The following is a 22,041-nucleotide window of genomic DNA, read 5'->3' as shown; positions in this document are numbered from 1 at the left end:
TGATGATTCTAAAAATGAATTTTTAGATAAGGAGGAGTTAATCGAATGATCCGAAGAACTGTTTCCATCCAGAAATCGATGTTTGTATCTTTTTTAGCACTCCTTATGGTTATTTCACTGGCTGTCCCTCCGGCGCCGATACGCGCAGAGTCATCAAGCAGCCAGCCGGGTCGCCAAGCAGAGTATCTTAACCGGGGATTGGTTGCGGTTCTTGTAGACAACGGCGTTTTTTTAAGCTGGAGGTATTTAAACAACGATCCAGATGATATCGCTTTCAATATATATAAAAATGGAACCAAAGTGAACGCATCGCCCATAAGCGATGTGACGAACTATGTAGACACCACTGGTTTCGACAGTTCGCAATATCAGATCTCCACCGTTATTGCAGGCAAAGAGCAAATGCAACCGGAGGTTGTATCGGTCTGGCATAACGATTATCTCCCTATTCCGCTCGATAAACCGGCCGACGGCCGGACTAAGGATGGTGGAACTTACTCCTATTATGCAGGTGACGCTTCCGTAGCTGACTTGGACGGGGATGGCGAGTATGAAATTGTTTTCCTGTGGAGTCCAAGCAATTCCAAGGACAATTCGCAGGCAGGTTATACCGGCAATGTGTATATCGATGCCATCAAACTGGATGGCACAAAGCTGTGGAGGATTGACCTGGGAGTCAACATCCGCGCCGGAGCACATTATACGCAGTTAATGGTGTATGACCTGGATGGCAACGGAAAGGCCGAGGTTGTTGTCAAGACGGCGGACGGCACGAAGGACGGCCAAGGCACAGTCATTGGTGATGGCACGAAGGATTATCGCAACGACGGCGGATACATACTGTCAGGTCCAGAATATCTCACGCTGTTTAACGGTGAGACTGGCGCGGCTGTATCTACCGTGAATTATGATCCACCAAGAGGCAACGTCAACGATTGGGGTGACGGCTATGGCAACCGTGTAGATCGGTTCCTTGGCGCGATTGCTTATCTGGACGGTACGAAGCCAAGTGTCGTGATGAGCCGGGGTTATTATACCCGCACAGTGCTTGTTGCTTATGATTATGTTGGCGGGGAACTCGTCAAACGCTGGACGTTCGACACGAACGAAGCAGGATCACAATATCAATCACAGGGCAACCATAATCTAAGTGTGCTGGATGTCGACAAGGACGGCAAGGACGAAATTATGTTTGGCGCCTTGGCCATTGATGATGACGGCAGCTTGCTGTACAGCACCGGACTCGGCCACGGTGACGCCATGCATGCCGGCCAGCTCGATCCGAACCGGGAGGGCTATCAGGTCGTAAGCGTGCATGAGCATTCGGATGCGGCATACGGACTGGAGATGCGCAATGCGGCAACAGGTGAAATCCTCTGGGGTGAGAAAACAGGTTTTGACACCGGTCGCGGGATGTCGGCGGACATTGATCCGAACTATCCGGGTTACGAATCATGGGCCACAACCGTTACCAACGGGCAAAGTGTACCTGTAACCAATACCTATTCAGCAGCCGGAGAGGCTATCTACACTGTGGACGAAGGGCCCAAAACCGCCAATTTCGCCATCTGGTGGGATGGAGATCTTCAGCGGGAGCTGTTGGACCATGAGTGGGATAATGGCACAGCCAAAGGAATTCCGCTCATCTATAAGTGGGATTACCAAAACAAAAAGCTGAATGAAATCTTCCGGGCAACCGGTACGTTAACGAACAACCATACCAAAGGCAATCCGGCACTTCAGGCGGACATTCTGGGCGACTGGCGTGAGGAGCTTCTGCTGCGTAGCGAAGATAGTTCGGAGTATCGTCTCTATACGACGACCATTCCTTCAGATTATCGCATCCCTACGCTGATGCAGGACCCTGTGTATCGACTTGGCGTAGCCTGGCAAAATGTAGCCTACAACCAGCCGCCTCATACCGGCTTTTATCTTGGAGCGGAAGCTACAGCATTCCCTAAAGCCGATCTGGCGCTGACTCGCGAAGCTGAAATGCTGGAGCCGGTCTACCGCTTTAATTTTGGTACAGAGACTGCGTCAGGAAGTACAAACATACAGGATACGCTCTACGCACAAGATCTGGGATACGGCTTCCAGGATACAAGTGGTGTTACGGTAGGGGCAAACCAGGTTTCGGTCGCAACAGGTACGACATTTGCTGTTGACCTGCCAAATGCCAACTATAAGGTGACGCTGCGATTGGGCAATGATGCAAATGACTCGAACGTTGGAGTTAAATCCGAATTCGTTCAGAAGCTCGCCGTAACCAATGTGACAGTAGGGACACCACTGGAGTATTCCTATGATATTGCTGTGGTGGATGGACAGCTTGATCTTCTCTTCACGGGTACAGCCATAGACATTCAAGACGTCATCATCGAGAAATATCCAGAGAAAGCGGCTGGTGCGGCAACAACGATCTATATGGCTGGTGATTCAACCATGCAATCGTACAGTGAAACGCAGGCTCCTCAAGAAGGATGGGGCCAGCAGTTCGGACGTTATTTCTCCAATGGGGCAGTGATCGTGAACGATGCGATCGGTGGCCGAAGCAGTAAATCCTTTATGGTAGACGGTCGTCTGGATACAATCCTGCAGCGAATTAAGCCGGGGGACTTCTTCTTCATTTCCTTTGGTCATAACGACGCCAGTGCAGGGATACCGGACCGTTACGCATCACCGGAGGACTATAAGATTTACTTGGCTCGTTATGTAAACGGTGCCAAACAACGGGGTGCTACACCGGTATTGCTGACTCCGGTTGGACGCAGGGATTTTAATACAGTGACTCAGCAATTCAACGTCAGTTTCCCTGCCTATGTGCAGGCTGCCAAAGAAGTGGCGGAAGAGCAGGACGTGCCACTGATTGATCTCAGCAAGTTGAGTATTGCTTACTACGACAAAATTGGTAATACAGCTTCGGAAAAAGTGTTCCTATATGCTAATCCGGGTGAATATCCAAAATACCCGAATGGAATCAACGATAATACGCATTTCAGCAGCTATGGTGCGCAGAAAATCGCCGGACTCGTTGCTGGTGCGGTCAAAGACATGGAGCTGAGCATCTCATCGCTGGTCATCGACCCGGATATTTCCGAGCCAGAACCAGAGCCGGAAGCCCAGCTATATGAGGAGGATTTTGAAGGCGACGCTGCCAACTACCAATATGCAATGGTCAATGCTACGGGTATTGCAGGAACCATGACGGGAACCGTTGTTGAACAGTCTGGAAATAAGGTACTGTCTGTCGCGGGTTCCGGATCGGGCAATCGGGCAAAGGTATTCCGTCTGTTCGATGCCGTAAACGGCGATCAGGTGAACGTGAACTTTGACTGGCAATCCGGTAATGTGAGTGCCTATCCATCAGAAGGTCATCTCACAATACAGGATTCTAACGAAAATGCCCTGTTCACGCTGTATACGAAAACCGGAAGCACCAAAATTCATTATTTTGTCGGTGCATATAACCCAGACTACGGCACAGGGGATACAGCCATACCCGAAGGGGGAACGGCTACAGATATTTCCAAGAACCAGTGGGTCAATGTGGATGCAACCGTTAATTTTGCCGAGAAAACATTGGATCTGACATTAACGAACCTAGCCGATCCGACAGTTACCCAAACGATTGCAGATATCTCGCTGAGTTCCGGTGCATATGCGGACAACGTCAGATCCATGCGGTTCCTGGGAACGAGAAAAGGCGGTGGAGGCACGTTGAACTGGACTACCCAGATCGACAACCTGCGGATTGAAGGCACTCAGCTCTCTTCGGAGGGCGGCGATCAGACGGCCTTAATCGCTCTGTACGATGAGATTAAAGCACTGAATCTGTCGGATTATACAGATGCATCGAAGGCCGTGGTGAACCGGGCTTTGGCAGCTGCGGAAGCTATATTCAATACGGAAGCTACCCAAGCTCAAGTTGACCATACGTTTAACATGCTAACTGTTGCGAAGGATTCATTGACAAGTGAACCGAGCGAAGAGACAAGTGAATACAAATTTGACTTTGGTGCCGGCAGCGCAGCCGACGGATACATCAAGGTAGATGCCAAAAGAGCGTACATTGAAGGCAACGGGTACGGTTTTGCCGATACTGCACTCACCAAAGATGAGAACCGGGAAACCGGAGATTTGCTCAAGGAAGATTTCACACGAGTAAACGGTACCTCTTTCCTGGTGGAAATGGAGCCGGCGAATTACCGGGTAACGATGACCATCGGGGATGCGGAGGAATTGACCAGCGCAAATGTCGTTGTAGAACAGATGACAAAGCTGCCGCTTACAAGCATTGCCAAGGGCGAATTCAAAGAAATCACGTATGACATTGCCCTGATCGATGGGGTCTTTAACTTCAATTTCACCGGAAATGCACCGAAGATCAATGCGCTGAAGCTGGAGCGTCTGCCAGATCACAGTGCAAGCGATAAACCTGTTATTTATTTGGCCAGCGATTCCACTGTGGCCAATTACGCGGAGAACTACCGTCCGCAAGCGGGCTGGGGAGAAACGTTAGGTGGATTTTTTGATCCAAATGAAGTCAGTATTGATAACCGGGCAGTTGGAGGTTTGAGCAGCAAAACCTTCCTGGTCGGTGGATATCTCAACGATATTTTACTCGACATTCAAGAAGGCGATTATCTGTTCATGCAGTGGTCTCATAATGATTCCACACCTTCACGTCCAGAGCGTTATCTTACGCCTGAGCAATTTAAGGTATATCTAAAAGAATACATTAACGGTGCTCTGCAGAGAGGGGCAATTCCAGTTCTGGTCACGCCAGTGAATCGTCGTGATTTTACCGGAGAGGTGCTAAATAAAAGCTTCCCGGAATACGTACAGGCGATGAAAGAAACGGCGCAGGAAACGGAAACGCTTATCATCGATCTGAACCAAGCTAGTTGGGAGCATTTCCAGGAGCTTGGCACAGAAGGAACCAAATCGATATTCATGTGGGTAGGTACAACGGAAGACAATACACATTTGCAGATGAATGGCGCAATCAAGGTGTCTGAACTCGTGGCACGACTTGTGAAGGAATTGAATATTCCGCTATCTGATTTTGTCACGCTGGAAGGGGAATCTCCGGAACAGAAGGCTCCGCATACTACGGCAACTGTGGAAGGAGAATCGCAGAACGACTGGTATACTTCTCCAGTCCAAGTAACCTTCACAGCAAGCGATGAAGATTCCGATATCGAAGGGACCTATTATCAAATCAATGGTGGCGAAACGGTGAGTGGCACACAGTTGACCCTAACTGAAGAAGGTACACATACCATCACCTACTGGAGCGTCGATGTTGACGGTAACAAAGAGAGTGAACAGTCTTTGTCCATATCCATTGATCTCGTACCTCCAACCATTGAAATTCATGGTCAAACCGAATACACCATTGATCAGCATGTGGAAATTGGCTATACAGCCTCCGATTCGGTATCCGATGTGGAAGAACCGGAGGATGTGCTTCTCGACACTCCTGCGTATACACTGGAACCCGGCCTGAACCAGGTTACGGCAACGGTCTCCGATTTGGCTGGCTGGGAACAGACGGTAGAATATCGTTTTGGCGTTATTGCTACATTCGACAGCCTGATCAATCTGACCAACGTCTTTGCAGATGAATCGACTGATCCTAATGCTGGTGTTCTTGCTGATCAGCTCACAAACACGTTGGAGCAGGCCAAACAGGCAGCAAACAATCGTGAAGGAGCAAAAGCGCGTCAATTGCTTGCATCCTACGGTAATGACGTTCAAGCAGCTAGAGGAACCGTATTTACGGATGAGCAGGCAAGTGTGCTGATTAAGTGGGAGGAATGGCTCCATCAGACAACGCCACTAGCAAACGGTGCCCCAGGCACTCCGGTGTTATCCGATAATAATGGTTACGACACGGGGCTCAAAGATGGAGACTATACAATCACTATGAATCTGTGGTGGGGGAATAACGGCAATCAGTTCAAGCTGTATGAGAATGGTGAATTGATTAAAGAAATTTCTCTGGTCGATCAATCCCCGTCCGCACAATCTGTTCAAGTTGATATTACTGGAAAGAAAAATGGCACCTATATCTATACTGGAGAATTGATCAATGCACTGGGTTCAACCATGAGTGTTCCACTGACAGTCATCGTAACGGATGCTTCCCCGGGGCAAGCTGTTCTGTCGAACGACAACTGGGATGGTGACGGCAACTATAATGTCACCATGAATCTGTGGTGGGGAACAAACGCAACCGAATACGAACTTTACGAAAATGGTGTATTGATTGAAACACAATCACTGCAATCTCATTCGCCTGGTGCACAGACTGCGGTTACCTCAATCTCTGGAAGGGTACCCGGAATCTACGAGTATGAAGCTGTACTTCGCAATTCTTCAGGGGAAACCAGATCACACAAATTAAATGTGACGGTACGAGAGTAGACTGAAATGTTTGAGCATTCCATTAACAAGAAGTGATTACAATTACAACTGAAGTAAGCTACGCATATAAAAGTGCTATTCCTCATCATTTTGAGGAGTAGCACTTTTTATATACGCACAGTATGAAAGCGTTTGACTTATTTGAATATCAATCTATAATGATGGAAGGAAATTGGACTTGGACAGGATACAGACAGCCTGTCCGCTTGAATGTATATTCAGAGCAAGCTTCCATACGCAGGAGGCTTGCTGTTTCATTTTCAGAAGGAGAATAGGTTCCCATGACACTTAAAAAAAGAATCTTTTTACTGTTCTTTCTCAGTGCGTTTATCCCCTTTATCAGTATATTTGCGATTTCTTATTATACGATCGACTCCATTTTCGCAAATAAGATCGATGATGGCATCCGTAGCAATTTACAGCAGGTGACATCCTCATTGGAGAACTCCATCACTAATCTGAATCATGTTACGCAACAATTATCTTACAGGGGTACTTTAGGCAAAAGATTAGATGAATTCTTGAATCCGTCCTCCGATATCTTCGAACTGATTGAAGCCAGGGACGAATTAAAAAACGAGTTAAGTGTTGTCACCTTCACCAATCCTAATATCGGATTGACCTTGTATTACTTTCAAAAAGAAGGTACGACTCAGTTCGGCAACTTTCCAATTAAGGATCGTTTCTCTCCTGAGTCTCTGCCTGTGCTCTTCCAAACCTATGGCATTAAGTACTATGGCCCCCATATGAGTATGAACCGATTTGATGATCAACTCGTTCTGTCTGCCATGCGAAAAGTACAACTTTCCGAGAGGAACGACGTGTTCATTTACGTAGAATCAGGCTTTCGCCTCACACAAGATATCTTGGGCTACAATCAATACAACGGCGCATTATCTCATCTCATCCTGGATGGTGAAGGCAACATTGTGTACAGCGAAATACCGGAAGCCATGAAGGTAGGGGAGAATTTCACCAGCTTAACGGCCGAACCTGCCAAGGACGGAATATCCCGCGGGTATCACTGGTTCAAGGAGGATTCCTCACAGAAATGGAGTGTCGTATCGGTCATTTCGCAGTCCCAATATCAACAGGAGAAAAACCAGTGGTTGCTTCAAATTTTGCTGGTCGCTTTATTTTTCCTCGGCTTTACCGTGTTTCTCGCTTGGCTCCTGTGGAAGATGGTCTACAAACCTCTCGGTCTGTTCCATTCGGAGATCAATGGAATGTCCAAGAATCCACAAACGAAAGGAAGCCGAGCTCGCACTCAGATTCCTGAATTTGATTTTCTGTTGGGTGAATTTTCGAATATGCAGCATCAAATCGGTGACCTCTTCAAGGAAGTTCAGCAGAAAGAGAAGATACGTGCAGACCTGGAAGTGGAAAAACTGCTCTATCAGATCAACCCGCACTTTCTGATGAATACGCTCGATACGGTGCACTGGCTGGCCGTCATGAACGGACAAGGGGAGATCGACAAGCTGGTGCAGTCATTGAACAAGCTGCTCTATTACAATCTAGGCAAATTAGGGCAAGTATCCACCATGGAAGAGGAGATCGATGCGTTAAGACAGTATCTGATTTTGCAGCAAATTCGCTATGACTTTGAATTTGACGTCCGTATTACTGCAGATGAACAAGTGCTTCAGATTCCTGTACCCCGCTTTATTCTGCAACCGCTGGTTGAAAATTCGTTATATCATGGATTGAGTGACGAAGGTTTTATTCAGATTGAAGTGACATGCACTTCAACGTTGAACATTATGATACAAGATAATGGTGCAGGTATGACTGAGGAAACCATTCATAATCTGCTGAACAATCGTGAAGCTGAACAACAAAAAGTAGGGATGGGCATCGGACTCAATTACGTTCACCGCATGTTGAAAGCACAGTACGGGGACCAAGCACAACTGGTGATTGAGAGTGAATTGGGAACAGGGACAAACATACTGCTCGTATTGCCTATTAAAGGAGAAGATATCTCGGCATGATTAAGGTATTGATTGTAGATGATGATAAGTTGGTACGCAAAGGCATTAGCTCTGCGATGCCATGGAACGAGTTCAACATGGAGGTTGTAGGAGAGGCCAGCAACGGGGTGAAAGCGCTGGATTTCCTAAAAACCCAACCGGTCGATCTGATGCTAACAGATCTTGCGATGCCCATCATGTCAGGGATTGAACTGATGCGAGCTGCGAGGCAGCTCTATCCAGAACTTCATATCGTTGTGTTAACACTGCATCAGGATTTCGATTATATCCAGGAAGCACTAAGACTCGGAGCCATCGATTATATAGCCAAAGTGCAGCTGGAGAAAGAGCAATTCGAACATGTTCTGGATCGAATATATACCCGAATTAGCGGGTTGACAAACACGACTAGAAAGATGCCTTCGCAGGATGAAATCAATGTCCATTATCCAAATGTGTATGCACTTGTTTCACAGGATCGTAAATCAGAGCATAAGTGGCCAATAGAGTTAACTGCGTATGAAGATGTGATAAGGTGGGAGGTTGAGCATAATAGCTGCATGTGGGCTGCACCCCCGTCCAAAGAGGATCAACTATTTCATCAATTGAAGGAAGGCCTGCATCAAGTTCCCCATAGTACGTTGTTAGTTTTGTCTGATGTACAAGAGCGAACATGGTCGCAAATCAAAAACTGGATTAGGAATTATACAGAGACGTCTTTATTCTATGCGTACAATCCCAATAACCAAGTCATTACCATTTCCATGAATGAGGAAGACACATTTTCAAAAGAACCGCAGGATGAGGACCTTGATCGGATTAAACAAAGTTGGTTCCAAACACCATGGACCCACCACGACAGTTACTATAACCAACTCATTGAACAGTTTATATCCTTACGATTACATAAAGGTCAGTTGATGGGATTGCTGTACTCAATCGTGATGGAATGGAACCGTATTTTTGCCCAAACTACGCTTGGAAGAATCTCGATGATCCATTCTTTCGAGTCTTGGTACGAGGTTGAAGAATGGATCAAACAGACTGCTGCAAGCATTCGAAAGGCTGATGAACAGACTTCATATTCACAGGAAATCATCGATGCCGTGAAAAAAGCAGTGATGATCGTGCAGCATGATTTGGAGCAGGCCTATACAGCTTCAGGTCTCTCCCAACAACTCAACATCAGCCGAAGTTATTTCAGTCAATGTTTCAAAGATCTGATGGGGAAAACCTTTAATGAGTACTCCCGCTTCATCCGGGTAGAGAAATCCAAAGAGTATTTGCTCAATACAAATAATACGATTTTCTGGATTGCGGAGCGAGTGGGTTATACGGATGAAAAATATTTCAGCCGGATTTTCCGTGAACTGACAGGTCTTCTGCCAAGCGAATATCGGCAGCTAGGTAGAGGAAATAAATAGCCGACAGCTTCCTGTTTTAGGAGCTGCCGGCTTTTTTTTGATCGAGAATAGGGGTAGATAGACAAATGTTGGTCAGTAGGTAGGGTAAATGATTACAAGTTAACCATACTTCATAATACGGACTGAAAACTGTAACCATTTCTCTATCCAAACGGACGTGTAATCCCTATCTCGATTGGCCTTCACTTCATTTTATAATGAAAGCGCAAACAAATATATTGAACATCAGAATAAAGGGGAATCGAACTAGATGAGAACAAAATGGTCTATGAAAAGCAAACGGGTGACAAAGCGTCTGGCCGTGCTGTCCATGTCCGCCTTGATGATTGCAGCCCTAGCGGCATGTGGAGGCACTTCCAATCCTCCTACTGCAGAGGAAGCAGGCAAATATGAGGTAACGCCTGGAGATCCGTTCAGTGCCTATAAAGACGAAATTACCGTAACCATGGGACGGGTAACCACAGCCAACCCAAAACTGCCGGCTGGTGATACCTATGAGAACAACGCATATACTCGGCTGGTCAAAGACACGTTTAACGCTCAGATTACAGATCAATTTGAAGCCAATGGTGAAGATTATAGTCGTCAAGTATCGCTTGCCATCGCATCCGGGGAATTGCCTGACATGATGCGTGTTGATTCCAAAGATGAACTGAAAGAACTGGTGGATAACGATCTGATTGAGGATCTGACCGCCATCTATGATCAATATGCCACAGATAACATTAAGCAGATGTACGATTCCTATGATGGACGTGCATTAGACAATGCAACGATTGATGGACGTTTGATGGGCCTTCCGGCGACTTCCCTGGATTCCGCACCAACAATGGTTTGGGTGCGTCAAGATTGGCTGGATCTGCTGGGGATTCAACTGGATGCAGATGGAGACGGCGCCATTTCGCTGAATGAAGTGGAGCAAACAGCGCTGGAATTCCTGAAAAGAGATCCTGGCCAATCCGGGAACCCGGTAGGTATTCCTTTTGTGAACACGATGAATACAACAGATTATAATGGTTCTGCTTATACGATGCTGGGTGTGGCCTCAACCGAGGGAGCCTTCCCGCAATATTGGATGAATGGCGAAGACGGCAAAATCGTGTATGGTTCCACAACAGAAGAAACGAAGCAGATGCTGGGCATCATGGCGGATTGGTTCAAGAATGGCATTATAGACCCGCAATTCGGAACCCGCACCTTTGACGATATTACCGCACTCTATGCCAATGGCCAAAGCGGTATTGCCTTTGGACCATGGCATATCCCTGACTGGGGACTGATCAGTGCAAAACAGATGGATAAAAATGCGAAATTCTCGGCTTATACGCTGGAGGATGCAAATGGCAAGGTCAACGTGGCGCATGCCAATCCATCCAATCAGTTTATCGTGGTGAGAAAGGGATATGAACACCCTGAACTGGCCGTTAAGATTCTTAACCTGTTTTACGATAAACTGGCCAATGATAAAGATGCCGCAACAACCATGCCGGAAGCTGCCAAATATCAGGAGACCGGGGTAGACGGATCTACGAGACCTTTTAATATCGAAGTCAACTCGGCTACATCGCTGCTGGATGATTACTCTGATGTTGTTCGAGGAATCAAAGGAGAGATTTCCCTGGATGAGGTTCGCACTACCGAATCGAAGAACAATATCGGAAGCATCAAAACCTATTTGAGTGACATGGATACGGATGATGTGACTGCTTGGTCAAAATATCATTCGCGGATCAACGGAGTGGGACTAATCGACAAACTGACACAAGAAAACAAATTTGTATGGATGACACCTGCTTTCTCTGGCACTACACCAAGCATGAAACAGACGTGGGCCAATCTGACGAAGTTGGAACAGGAATCGTTTATCAAAATCATAACGGGTTCAGAACCGCTCGATTACTTCGATACATTCGTGAGCAACTGGAAGAAACAGGGTGGTGATCAAGTCATTCAGGAAATTGAAGACGAGATCGCATCGAAACAATAATATCCATGAACAGTGGAAGGGCTGCGATTCGCAGCCTTTCTTCAACGAAAGGGGTTCATCCATGAAACAGGGGAATTGGAAAGCGAGAGGGCGGCTCGGCCCAGGTGCCATGTACCATATGATGATGATTCCGGGCATTTTGTTTTTGCTTGTATTCAGCTATGTTCCAATGGTCGGTATCATTACAGCGTTTCAGGATTATATACCGGCCAAGGGCATGTTCGGCTCTGAATTTGTAGGCTTGAAGCATTTTATGTATATGTTCAAGCTGCCGGATATCGCGCAGGTCGTCAGCAATACGTTGGTGATTGCGATTGGCAAGATTCTGCTTGGAACGATGATGGCCATCATTTTTTCCGTTTTATTAAATGAAATTCGTATCAAATACGTTAAAAAATCCGTGCAGACGATTGTTTATCTGCCACACTTTCTATCCTGGGTTGTTCTGGCATCCGTCGTTGTCAACATGTTCAGTCTGGATGGTATTGTGAATCAAATGTTGGCGTTTTTTGGCCTCGAAAATATTAATTTCCTTGGCAGTAACACCTGGTTCCAGCCACTGATTATTGGTACAGATGTATGGAAAGAATTTGGTTACAGTTCCATCGTCTATCTGGCTGCCATTACGTCCATTGATCCCGGTCTGTATGAAGCGGCAGGAATGGATGGAGCCAGTTGGTGGAGAAAAGTATGGCATATTACATTGCCAGGCATGCTGCCTATTATTCTGCTCATGGGCGTAATGAGCTTGACCAACATTTTGAGTGCCGGTTTCGATCAAGTCTATAATCTGTATAACCCGGTTGTCTATGAGTCTGGCGACATTCTGGATACTTATGTCTATCGGATCGGTCTTGTTGGGCGACAGTATAGCTTCGGTACAGCTGTTGGTTTGTTCAAGTCCGTAATCGGCATTGTTTTGCTCTTGTCTGCCAACCAGTTAGCCAAAAAATATACGGATCGAAAAATATTCTAAGGAGGCCAAACCTGTGTCCTATTCTGCAAACTTCAAAGATCGAATTGGCCGGTTTGTCATCTATGCCATCGTCATCATGCTGGCATTGGTCTGCCTTCTTCCGTTATGGAATATCGTCGCCATTTCATTCAGCAGCAGCGAGGCGGTATCCGCGAATGCTGTAGGTCTCGTTCCGGTCAATTTTACAACAGCCGCTTATACAAAAATTATTGATGATGCACAGTTCTGGCGTTCCTTTGGCATATCTGTTCTACGTGTCGCGCTTACCCTTGTGCTTAACATGATTCTGATTATTTTGATGGCTTATCCGCTATCCAAATCGAAGAGGGATTTCAAAGGCAGAAACATTTATATGAATATCATGATTTTTGCCATGTTGTTTAGCGGAGGCATGATTCCGAGTTACCTGCTGATCAAAAACCTGGACATGCTGAATACGATATGGGCACTCGTTCTGCCAGGCGCTGTCCCCATATTCAGTGTCATCCTTGTGATGAATTTCTTCTCCGCTGTACCTAAGGCGCTTGAAGAAGCAGCATTCATCGATGGAGCAAATCCCATTCAGGTCTTGTTCAAAGTGTATGTCCCTGTGTCCATTCCTGCGCTGGCGACAGTCGCCTTGTTCAGTATCGTGGGTACATGGAATGACTTCTTCAGTGGTTTGATCTATATGACCAAAGTCAGCAATTACCCACTAATGACCTATATTCAGTCCCTTAACGTGAATATTGCCGATTTGCTTCAAGCCGGCACAAATTCCAGTGAACTCAGCAACCTGACTGAAATTTCGAATAAAAACCTGAACGCAGCCAAAATCGTAGTTGCTGTTATCCCGCTATTGCTGATTTATCCCTTGCTGCAAAAATACTTTGTGACTGGCATTGTCGTAGGATCGGTCAAAGAATAACCTTAGAAAGGTTGAATGGAACATGGAAAATAAAAAATGGTGGAAAGAAACTGTTGTATATCAAATATATCCACGCAGCTTTCAAGATCGAAACGGTGATGGAATCGGAGACTTGGAGGGCATTGTGTCCCGATTGGATTATTTGCAGCAACTCGGCATTGGTGCTATCTGGTTATCACCTGTCTGCAAGTCTCCTCAAGATGATTACGGATATGATATTTCAGATTATCAGGACATCGATCCGATGTTTGGGTCTTTGGAAGATATGGAAAAGTTAATTCTTGAAGCCAAGAAACGAGACATTCGAATCATCATGGATTTGGTGTTGAACCATACCTCGGATGAACACCCCTGGTTTCAAGAAGCCAAAAAAGGTAAAGACAATCCTTACCATGACTACTACGTCTGGAGAGATGGTGTTGAAGGAACGCCTCCGAACGACTTGGGGTCCACCTTTGGTGGTTCAGCCTGGGAATGGATGCCTGAGATCGGGCAATATTATTTGCATCTATTTTCCGTAAAACAGCCTGATCTCAACTGGGAAAACCCCAAAGTCCGGCAGGAGATATACAACATGATCAATTGGTGGATCGACAAGGGTGTGGGTGGTTTTCGACTTGATGTGATCGACTTAATCGGTAAAGAACCGGATTTGAAGATTACGGGAAATGGACCTAATCTGCATAAATACATCAGGGAACTGAGCAAGGAGACGTTTCAAAAAGCAGAAGATCTGCTTACGGTTGGAGAAACATGGGGTGCCACTCCGGAAATCGCCAAACTGTACAGCAACCCGGACGGCAGTGAGTTTTCAATGGTCTTCCAATTTGAACACATCAGTTTGGATGAACAAGAAGGCAAAGGAAAGTGGGATCTTAAACCTTTGGATGTGATGTCATTAAAAAAAGTGCTGTCCAAGTGGCAAACGGAGCTCAAGGGTGATGCCTGGAACAGTCTGTTCTGGAACAACCATGACTTGCCTCGAATCGTGTCGCGTTGGGGAAATGATGGAGAATTCAGAGTTGAATCGGCTAAAATGTTGGCTACCCTTCTTCATGGCATGCAAGGTACGCCTTACATATATCAGGGTGAAGAGCTGGGTATGACGAATGTTCAATATTCGATCGAGGATTATCGGGATATTGAATTGCTCAACTTTTATAAGGAAAGAATGGGGAAAGGTTATCCTGAACAAAGCGTGATGGAGTCGATCTACGCCAAGGGACGTGATAATGCACGCACACCGATGCAATGGGATACTTCCGATAACGCGGGTTTTACACAAGGGGAACCTTGGATTAAGGTGAATCCAAATTATAAGCAGATCCACGCAGAGGAAAGTTTGAATGACCCTGAATCCATATTCCATTATTATCGGAAGTTAATTCAATTACGAAAAGAACATGAAGTCATCGTCTATGGCGATTATGAGCTGATCTTTCCAGAGAACCCAGACGTGTTTGCTTATACCCGAACGCTGAATGGTACGACAATTCTTGTCGTATGCAATTTCCAGGGATATACGACGGAACTTCCGCTTCAGGAGCAATTGACAGAGCCAAATCAGCTGTTGATATCCAATTATACAGGTGAAATGTCAGAGAGCGAATTGCGTCCATATGAAGCAAGAATGTACCTTATTCATAATTAAAGCATAATACGTTATATAATGTTCAGTTCTCAAGAAAGAAGGATTGTATTCAATGAAAAGAGTATGGTGGAAAAAAGCAGTAGCTTATCAAATCTATCCGAGAAGTTTTATGGATTCCAACGGAGATGGAGTTGGTGACATCCAGGGGATCATATCTAAACTGGATTATATTCAAGATCTCGGTATTGATCTGATATGGATCTGTCCAATGTATAAGTCACCCAACGACGATAATGGTTATGACATCAGCGATTACTGTTCCATTATGGATGAATTCGGCACGATGGCGGACTTTGATCAATTACTGAATGAAGTTCATCTTCGCGGCATGAAACTCATTATGGACTTGGTGATCAATCATACAAGTGACGAACACCCGTGGTTTATTGAATCCAGAGCTTCACTGAATAACCCCAAACGGGATTGGTACATCTGGAGAGATGGGAAGAATGGGGACGAACCAAATAACTGGGAGAGCATCTTTGGCGGTTCTGCTTGGGAATATGATGAAGCTTCCGGACAGTACTATCTCCATCTGTTCTCCAAGAAACAACCAGACTTAAATTGGGCAAATCGGGAAGTTCGGAAATCCATATATGAAATGATGAATTGGTGGCTGGATAAAGGGATTGATGGTTTCCGTGTGGATGCAATCAGCCATATTCACAAAGAAGAGGGCCTCTTGGACATGCCAATCCGAGAAGGCGTCAAATACGTCTCTTCTTTTGAAAAGCATATGAATGTGAAGGGAATCCAGAGTTATCTGCAAGAAATGAAAGAGAACACATTATCCAGATATGACGTCGTGACTGTTGGGGAAGCGAATGGAGTTAAGGTAGAGGACCAAGAAGATCTGCTGGATTGGATCTGTGAAGTCAGAGGGAAATTTAATATGGTCTTTCAATTCGAACACCTGGACCTTTGGAAAAGCAGCACAAACAGGCAACTGGATGTTCCCAAACTGAAAAACGTCTTGACGAAGTGGCAAAAATCACTGGAAGGCGTAGGTTGGAATGCATTGTTTATTGAAAATCACGATCAGCCTCGCAAAGTTTCATCTTGGGGAAATGATACGGAGTATTGGTATGAAAGTGCCACAGCACTTGGAGCCATGTACTTTTTCATGCAAGGCACACCTTTTATATATCAGGGGCAAGAGATAGGCATGACAAACGTGACTTATCCCTCCATAGAGGATTATAACGACATAGCCGATCGGAATTTATATCAGATCAAACGCGAAGAAGGCATGTCGCATCAGGAGATCATGAACATCATCTGGGCTTCGAGTCGCGATAACTCCAGAACGCCGATGCAATGGTCTTCGGCCAAAGAGGCCGGGTTTACCAGCGGTACGCCATGGCTGAAGGTGAATGACAATTACGTCAATATCAATGTAGAGAAACAACTCCAGGAACCAGGTTCCATTCTTCAATTTTATAAACAAATGATTCAGCTGCGAAAAGAGCACGATACGTTGACTTATGGTATTTATGAGCTTCATATGCCGGATCATCCGAGTGTATATGCATATACACGTACATTGGCAGACCAACAGGTGCTGGTAGTAATCAATCTTACTGAACACATGGTGGAGCTTGAGGAAGATGAGCTTGGCCTCAACTTCTCAGAAATCTGGCTTACCAACTATGAGAATGGCATGCTACCAAGGATGTTGCGACCGTTTGAAACCATTGTTGGATTAAGCAATAAAGTAAAGTAGGATACGTAAAAAGAAAAAGGCGTCTATATCATTCTGAAAATGATATAGACGCCTTTTATTGTTGTGTAACCACATGAAAATTAGCTGTGAATACTCGTTTTATTGATGGAGAACATCCGCGTATTCAGAGATACGTTCGAAACGTCCCTTGGCAAACGGACATAGAGGTAAAATCTTAATACCGTTTTCCCGCGCGTATTCCACCATCGCTTTGATAAGTTCATCGCCAAGCCCTTGTCCTCGGTAAGCATTTTCCACCAAAGTGTGATCAATTATGTATAGCTCTGGACTCGAGATTACATAGGTCATCACCGCAGCAATATCACCGTTATCTTGAATAAGAAATCTTTTATTGGCAGGTTCATGTTCTACGTTATGCATGTTCATCCTCTTTCTTTGTTGAAGATTCACCGTCCAGAAGCTTATACGTCAAAGCTCCGCTTGGACATGTGTCAATATGCCGGGCAATGGCCTCCGAAGTGTCACCATCAGGATCAACCCAAGGACGCTTGCTTAAATCAAAAACAGCAGGGAGGCCCTTTACGCAAATACCGGAATGAATGCAGACATCCGAATTAAACATAACCTCGATATCTTTACCGTAATATAATTTCTCTTTATTCATAATGCATTCACATCTTTCACTTTTGAGTTTGTTTACAGATTAGATTCATCCTTTAAAAGCTGTCAGAATTCTTACATAGACATATGGCAAGCAGTATCTGCTCGGCTCTCGCTGTCCGAATTATAATTGAGGAATCGTTGATAAGTCAACGTGCCGAATCTCCTAATACTTTGGCGCAAGGCCGTGGGATGCATAATCGTCACATATAGTAAGTGAATCATAAACAGATCTTCATCTATTGTCTTTATTCATTTATTGATAGCCACTTTGATGAAGATATCGCACTACAATGTAAGGTTTCATCCGGTTTTGGGAGTTATAAATTAAGAAACAATAATAAAAATAGTTTTATTGTGCATTTTTCCGAAATAACGTTATATATATTGACGTTGAATAAGACTAAAACTATCATAATACTCAATTAAGATATCATTCTTGATTAGTATGTATCCCTAGAGAGATGGAGTGATGCCGGATATGACCAAAGGGAAGGAGAGGGAAATCTACCAGGACATCAAACTAGCGATCACACAGCACAAGCTTCTGCCTAACTCACAACTGGTGGAGGATGCACTGGCGGAGGCTTTTGAGGTTAGCCGCACTCCAATAAGAAATGTGCTGAGAAGGCTTGCGATGGAGAAGCTGGTCACGGTTATTCCTTACCGGGGGGCATTTGTCTCTTGTCCTAGCGTTGATGAAGCAAGAGAGGTCTTTGAAATGCGCAGGGTCATTGAAACTTCAATGGTCCGGAAGCTGTGCACGACCGTGAAGCCCGAGCAATTATCCCCGCTGGAGGTTCTGATCCGGGAGGAGCATCAGGCTAGCCATGATGGCGATGTCGTTGGTGCATTGGATGTCACGGTAGATATACACCTTAAGCTGGCAGAACTATCGGATAACTATTACTACTATCATTTTCTGGAGGAGTTGATCTCGCTCACCTCGGTAATCATTGCCCTGTACGGGACAAATCAGAGCTTCTGCCACGATCATGTAGACTTGCTAGCTGCTATTCTGCAGCAAGATGGGGAACTGGCGGCCCGGATTATGACAGAACACCTCTGGCAAATCGAACGTTCTCTGAATTTCACAGAAACGGCGCCCAATGTCCTAAATTTTAAAGAGATCTTTCAGAAGTGATTTTTTTTGGATAGGATTGTATCCAATTTTGGATTCTAAACAACCTGAAAATGCATCCAAAGGAGTGGAGAGATTTGAACAAACGGTCGTTCATATTGGGACTATTGGTGGTAGCATCGTCTGTGCTAAGTGCTTGCGGAAGCGGAGATAACGAAGAGGCAACGGCTGAAAGTAGCAAAAACGTTACGATATCGCTTCTGCACAGGTATCAGGAGTCCAATATCGGCAAAAGTCCAGAGGACACCGCAGTACTCGATGGATTGAAGCGGTTCATGGAAGATTATCCGAATGTCGAGATCATAGAAGAGCAGCTTCAGAACGAGGACTATTCTATCAAAGCTCAGGCACTAGCAGCAGCCGATGATATGCCTGATGTCTTTATCGTGCCTGGCTCATGGATGACCAATTTTGTGGACAACGAAATCGTACTGCCTTTGAATGAAGAATTGGAAAAGCGGCCAGAGTGGCGAGACGGTTACCGTGCAGGAACACTGGATGCCGGAACCCGCGAAGGTCAAGTTTATGGGATACCCATTGCAGCAGGGCCTACGCATCTTATCTACTATAATGACGATCTGTTCGGTAGCATCGGCTACGACCAATTCCCATCAACCTGGCCGGATCTGATGGATGCCGGAGAAAAGCTGGCTGACAAAGGCATTAACCTGTTCTCATACGGAGACAAGTCCAAAGGTTATGCCATGTCCAGCTGGATCAGTGCATTGACCGATCGGATCAACGGTCCGCAATGGACGGAGTCCATTCTAAACGGTAGCGGCGCTCAATTTACCGACGACGGTTTCGTACATGGAATCAGCATGATGCATGAGCTGGCGAAAGCAGGTTATCTAAACAAGGATCTGAATTCTGTGGATGCTGATACCATGGTTAATTATTATTTTGAAGGGCGCTCAGCGGCATTTGTCAGCGGAATCTGGTCAGCAATGAACATCGTGAACAATGCCCCGGAAGGGATTGCTGCTGGAACACGAGTTGCCGTCTTTCCGGGCGTTGAGGGCGGGCTTGGCAATCCGCTCAGTTCTTCTGGAGGCGCCGGTGTCTATTATAGCGTTAACTCTGGCGTAGAAGCTGGAGAAAAGTTAGACGCCATCATGACGATGTTAGAGTATATGACCGGTTCGGATAGCGCCAAGCTAATGGCAGAAGTCGGAGGTTTTCCAGCCTATGATCCCGGAGATTTCGATACAGGGAAGTTGCATCCGGTAGCCCTGGCTGCTTACGAGGCCAGCGCGGCGGCTGATGCGACTAAAATCTTTGACCTCTGGTTTGATGCTTCGATCGTAGAAGTGCTAAATACGGGGATTCAAGGGGTAATGGCCGGTTCCAGAACACCAGAGCAGCTGGCTGAGGAAACCCAACAAGCCTATGAGACTTTTTTAAATAATCCATAAACTATTATTGGAGGGGTGAGAACATGGGCAAGGCGCTGCGACCGAAAGGATGGGTGCTTCTGGCATATCTGCTTCCGGGTCTCATTATCTATTCATTTGTCGTGTTGGTTCCCATATTTGCCGCTTTCCGAGACAGCTTCTACTCCTGGACGGGGGGCCCAAAAAAAACGTATATCAGCATTGAAAACTACAAGGAAATTCTGCAGGACAATGTGTTCTGGCATTCATTTCTGAATAATGTGCTGATGACAGCTTATGGCTTGATTGGACAAGTAGGGTTCGGCTTTGTTTTCGCCCTGCTGCTGATGTCCAAGATGGTAAAACTCAAAGGGCTGCATCGGACGATGAGTTATTTCCCCTCCACACTTGCCCCGGTAATCATCGCATTTCTATGGATGCTGATATACAACTATAATTACGGTTTACTAAATGCAGGATTAACCAAGCTTGGTCTTGATGTATTGGTGCAATCTTGGCTGGATCTGACGGGCCCAATCGTTCTGCTGGCCTCAATACCTCTGTCCTGGCAAAATATCGGGTTCTTTACACTGCTAATGCTGGCCGGACTGTCATCCATTAACAAAGAAGTTCTGGAGGTTGCTGAGCTGGACGGGGCTACAGGCATCCGAAAAGCCTGGTATATCATTATTCCCCTAGCCAAGCCGACTCTTGTTGTTGCCTCTCTGCTCTGTATTGCCAACAACATGCGCGGCTTCGAGCATATCTACGCATTGACCGGAGGCGGTCCGGGTAACTCATCCTCCGTGATGGCTCTGTATGCATACGAAACCTCTTTCCTTCGTTTCCGGTATGGATACGGATCTGCACTAGCCATTGCGATTATTGCGCTGACCATGCTCTTGATCCTGCTTTCCACGCTGGCACTTCAGCGCCGGGATTCCAAGGGAGGTGCATACTAATGGAGTTGCAACTGGAACTACAAACGCAGCGGAGCACGCGTCGCTTCCTTCCCAGTCCAGCAAAGTTGGCAGTGAATGCCCTAATGCTTCTTTTTACAGCCAGCTGCATATTGCCTCTGCTCTGGATCGGGTATTCATCACTAAAGACGCAAGCAGAATTCGCCAACAACATTCTTAGTCTGCCCAGCGCACCACAGTTCGGAAATTATTTGGAAGCAATCAAACTGACCAATATGCTTCAGTTGTCATGGAACAGCGCGAGGGTGACCCTCTTGTCAGTCATCGGCATTACAGCAATTTCATATGTAACAGGCTACATCACGGCCCGCATCGACTTCAAGGGAAAGAAAGTGATGATCTTTTATTACCTCTTCGGTATGCTGGTTCCAATTCATGCACTACTTGTTCCTCTTTATCTCCTGTTTAAAAATTTTGGCTTAGCAGATCAATGGTATACACTTATTATTCCTTATATTGCCTTTAACCTATCTCTACCAATCATGCTGATCAGCAGCTACGTGACTGGGATTCCAAAAGAAATTGAAGAAGCGGCAGCGATCGACGGCCTCAGTTTCAGCGGAACGATGTACCGTATCATGCTTCCAATTGCCATACCGGTGCTGACGACGGTCGCCATTCTGCAATTTTTTTCCTGCTGGAATGAATTTTCCTTTGCACTGGTGCTGCTCAATGACGAGTCGCTGCGCACGGTTCCACTCGGGATGTCCTATTTCAAATCACAGCACAGCACTAACTATCCGCAATTGATGGCCGGAATGATTCTGTCGATGCTGCCTGTCACGATTATCTATTTTGTGTTCAGTTCACGGATTATTGCCGGGGTCATGGCCGGAGCTGTTAAAGGATAATTATA

Annotated in this window: 14 protein-coding genes; 12 read left to right on the top strand and 2 right to left on the bottom strand. The window is 45.8% G+C overall.

From position 1 onward, the window contains the following. Nucleotides 1-45 precede the first annotated feature (45 nt). From QF041_RS04785 to QF041_RS04750, 8 genes are all read left to right on the top strand, one after another. Nucleotides 46-6,429 (top strand): rhamnogalacturonan lyase family protein, encoded by a 6,384-nt coding sequence (locus QF041_RS04785; protein WP_307412502.1) that lies wholly within the window; start codon nucleotides 46-48, stop codon nucleotides 6,427-6,429. Between the two features lie 281 nt (nucleotides 6,430-6,710). Continuing rightward, on the top strand, nucleotides 6,711-8,423 hold the full coding sequence (locus tag QF041_RS04780; protein WP_307412501.1) for a sensor histidine kinase: 1,713 nt from the start codon (nucleotides 6,711-6,713) through the stop codon (nucleotides 8,421-8,423). Continuing rightward, entirely contained in the window at nucleotides 8,420-9,826 is a 1,407-nt protein-coding gene (locus QF041_RS04775; protein ID WP_307412499.1) for a response regulator transcription factor, read from the top strand. The genes QF041_RS04780 and QF041_RS04775 overlap by 4 nt, the downstream gene beginning before the upstream one ends. Before the next feature lie 250 nt (nucleotides 9,827-10,076). Next, entirely contained in the window at nucleotides 10,077-11,813 is a 1,737-nt protein-coding gene (locus QF041_RS04770; protein WP_307412497.1) for a type 2 periplasmic-binding domain-containing protein, read from the top strand. Between the two features lie 61 nt (nucleotides 11,814-11,874). Beyond that, the gene (locus tag QF041_RS04765) at nucleotides 11,875-12,789 is read left to right on the top strand and encodes an ABC transporter permease (RefSeq protein WP_307412495.1); all 915 of its coding nucleotides are present in this window, start codon (nucleotides 11,875-11,877) and stop codon (nucleotides 12,787-12,789) included. A 13-nt stretch (nucleotides 12,790-12,802) separates the two neighbouring features. After that, nucleotides 12,803-13,696 (top strand): carbohydrate ABC transporter permease, encoded by an 894-nt coding sequence (locus QF041_RS04760; protein ID WP_210108229.1) that lies wholly within the window; start codon nucleotides 12,803-12,805, stop codon nucleotides 13,694-13,696. Between the two features lie 22 nt (nucleotides 13,697-13,718). Beyond that, a complete protein-coding gene (locus QF041_RS04755) occupies nucleotides 13,719-15,347 on the top strand; it encodes a glycoside hydrolase family 13 protein (RefSeq protein WP_307412491.1) in 1,629 nt (542 codons plus the stop codon). A 52-nt stretch (nucleotides 15,348-15,399) separates the two neighbouring features. After that, entirely contained in the window at nucleotides 15,400-17,070 is a 1,671-nt protein-coding gene (locus QF041_RS04750) for a glycoside hydrolase family 13 protein (protein ID WP_307412490.1), read from the top strand. 99 nt (nucleotides 17,071-17,169) lie between these two features. Here QF041_RS04750 and QF041_RS04745 read toward each other — a convergent pair whose 3' ends face one another. Continuing rightward, nucleotides 17,170-17,451 (bottom strand): GNAT family N-acetyltransferase, encoded by a 282-nt coding sequence (locus QF041_RS04745; protein WP_036615433.1) that lies wholly within the window; start codon nucleotides 17,449-17,451, stop codon nucleotides 17,170-17,172. Next, nucleotides 17,444-17,695, bottom strand: coding sequence for a (4Fe-4S)-binding protein (locus tag QF041_RS04740; protein ID WP_307412487.1), 252 nt, complete (start codon nucleotides 17,693-17,695; stop codon nucleotides 17,444-17,446). Before QF041_RS04740 ends, QF041_RS04745 begins: the two co-directional genes overlap by 8 nt. Before the next feature lie 477 nt (nucleotides 17,696-18,172). Here QF041_RS04740 and QF041_RS04735 point away from each other — a divergent pair, with 477 nt between their 5' ends. The 4 genes from QF041_RS04735 (at nucleotide 18,173) to QF041_RS04720 (ending at nucleotide 22,036) form a co-directional block, all read left to right on the top strand. Then, on the top strand, nucleotides 18,173-18,835 hold the full coding sequence (locus QF041_RS04735; RefSeq protein ID WP_186327943.1) for a GntR family transcriptional regulator: 663 nt from the start codon (nucleotides 18,173-18,175) through the stop codon (nucleotides 18,833-18,835). A 74-nt stretch (nucleotides 18,836-18,909) separates the two neighbouring features. After that, nucleotides 18,910-20,247: an ABC transporter substrate-binding protein gene (locus QF041_RS04730; protein WP_307412484.1), complete on the top strand. Its 1,338-nt coding sequence runs from the start codon at nucleotides 18,910-18,912 to the stop codon at nucleotides 20,245-20,247. 23 nt (nucleotides 20,248-20,270) lie between these two features. Beyond that, a complete protein-coding gene (locus tag QF041_RS04725) occupies nucleotides 20,271-21,167 on the top strand; it encodes a carbohydrate ABC transporter permease (protein ID WP_307412482.1) in 897 nt (298 codons plus the stop codon). Then, nucleotides 21,167-22,036 carry a carbohydrate ABC transporter permease gene (locus QF041_RS04720; protein ID WP_307412480.1) on the top strand — a complete coding sequence of 290 codons (870 nt, stop codon included), beginning with the start codon at nucleotides 21,167-21,169 and terminating at the stop codon, nucleotides 22,034-22,036. Before QF041_RS04725 ends, QF041_RS04720 begins: the two co-directional genes overlap by 1 nt. The last annotated feature ends 5 nt before the right edge of the window (nucleotides 22,037-22,041 follow it).

Origin of the sequence: Paenibacillus sp. W2I17, assembly GCF_030815985.1 — a bacterium.
GTDB lineage: Bacteria > Bacillota > Bacilli > Paenibacillales > Paenibacillaceae > Paenibacillus.
This window is presented reverse-complemented; position numbering and strand designations above follow the sequence as displayed.

Bases quoted from the DNA above. Each gene is read 5' to 3' on its own strand.
- QF041_RS04720 (WP_307412480.1), top strand. From the start codon at position 21,167: ATGGAGTTGCAACTGGAACTACAAACGCAGCGGAGCACGCGTCGCTTC.
- QF041_RS04765 (WP_307412495.1), top strand. From the start codon at position 11,875: ATGAAACAGGGGAATTGGAAAGCGAGAGGGCGGCTCGGCCCAGGTGCC.
- QF041_RS04745 (WP_036615433.1), bottom strand. From the start codon at position 17,451: ATGCATAACGTAGAACATGAACCTGCCAATAAAAGATTTCTTATTCAA.
- QF041_RS04780 (WP_307412501.1), top strand. From the start codon at position 6,711: ATGACACTTAAAAAAAGAATCTTTTTACTGTTCTTTCTCAGTGCGTTT.
- QF041_RS04755 (WP_307412491.1), top strand. From the start codon at position 13,719: ATGGAAAATAAAAAATGGTGGAAAGAAACTGTTGTATATCAAATATAT.
- QF041_RS04740 (WP_307412487.1), bottom strand. From the start codon at position 17,695: ATGAATAAAGAGAAATTATATTACGGTAAAGATATCGAGGTTATGTTT.
- QF041_RS04735 (WP_186327943.1), top strand. From the start codon at position 18,173: ATGACCAAAGGGAAGGAGAGGGAAATCTACCAGGACATCAAACTAGCG.
- QF041_RS04785 (WP_307412502.1), top strand. From the start codon at position 46: ATGATCCGAAGAACTGTTTCCATCCAGAAATCGATGTTTGTATCTTTT.
- QF041_RS04775 (WP_307412499.1), top strand. From the start codon at position 8,420: ATGATTAAGGTATTGATTGTAGATGATGATAAGTTGGTACGCAAAGGC.
- QF041_RS04725 (WP_307412482.1), top strand. From the start codon at position 20,271: ATGGGCAAGGCGCTGCGACCGAAAGGATGGGTGCTTCTGGCATATCTG.
- QF041_RS04770 (WP_307412497.1), top strand. From the start codon at position 10,077: ATGAGAACAAAATGGTCTATGAAAAGCAAACGGGTGACAAAGCGTCTG.
- QF041_RS04750 (WP_307412490.1), top strand. From the start codon at position 15,400: ATGAAAAGAGTATGGTGGAAAAAAGCAGTAGCTTATCAAATCTATCCG.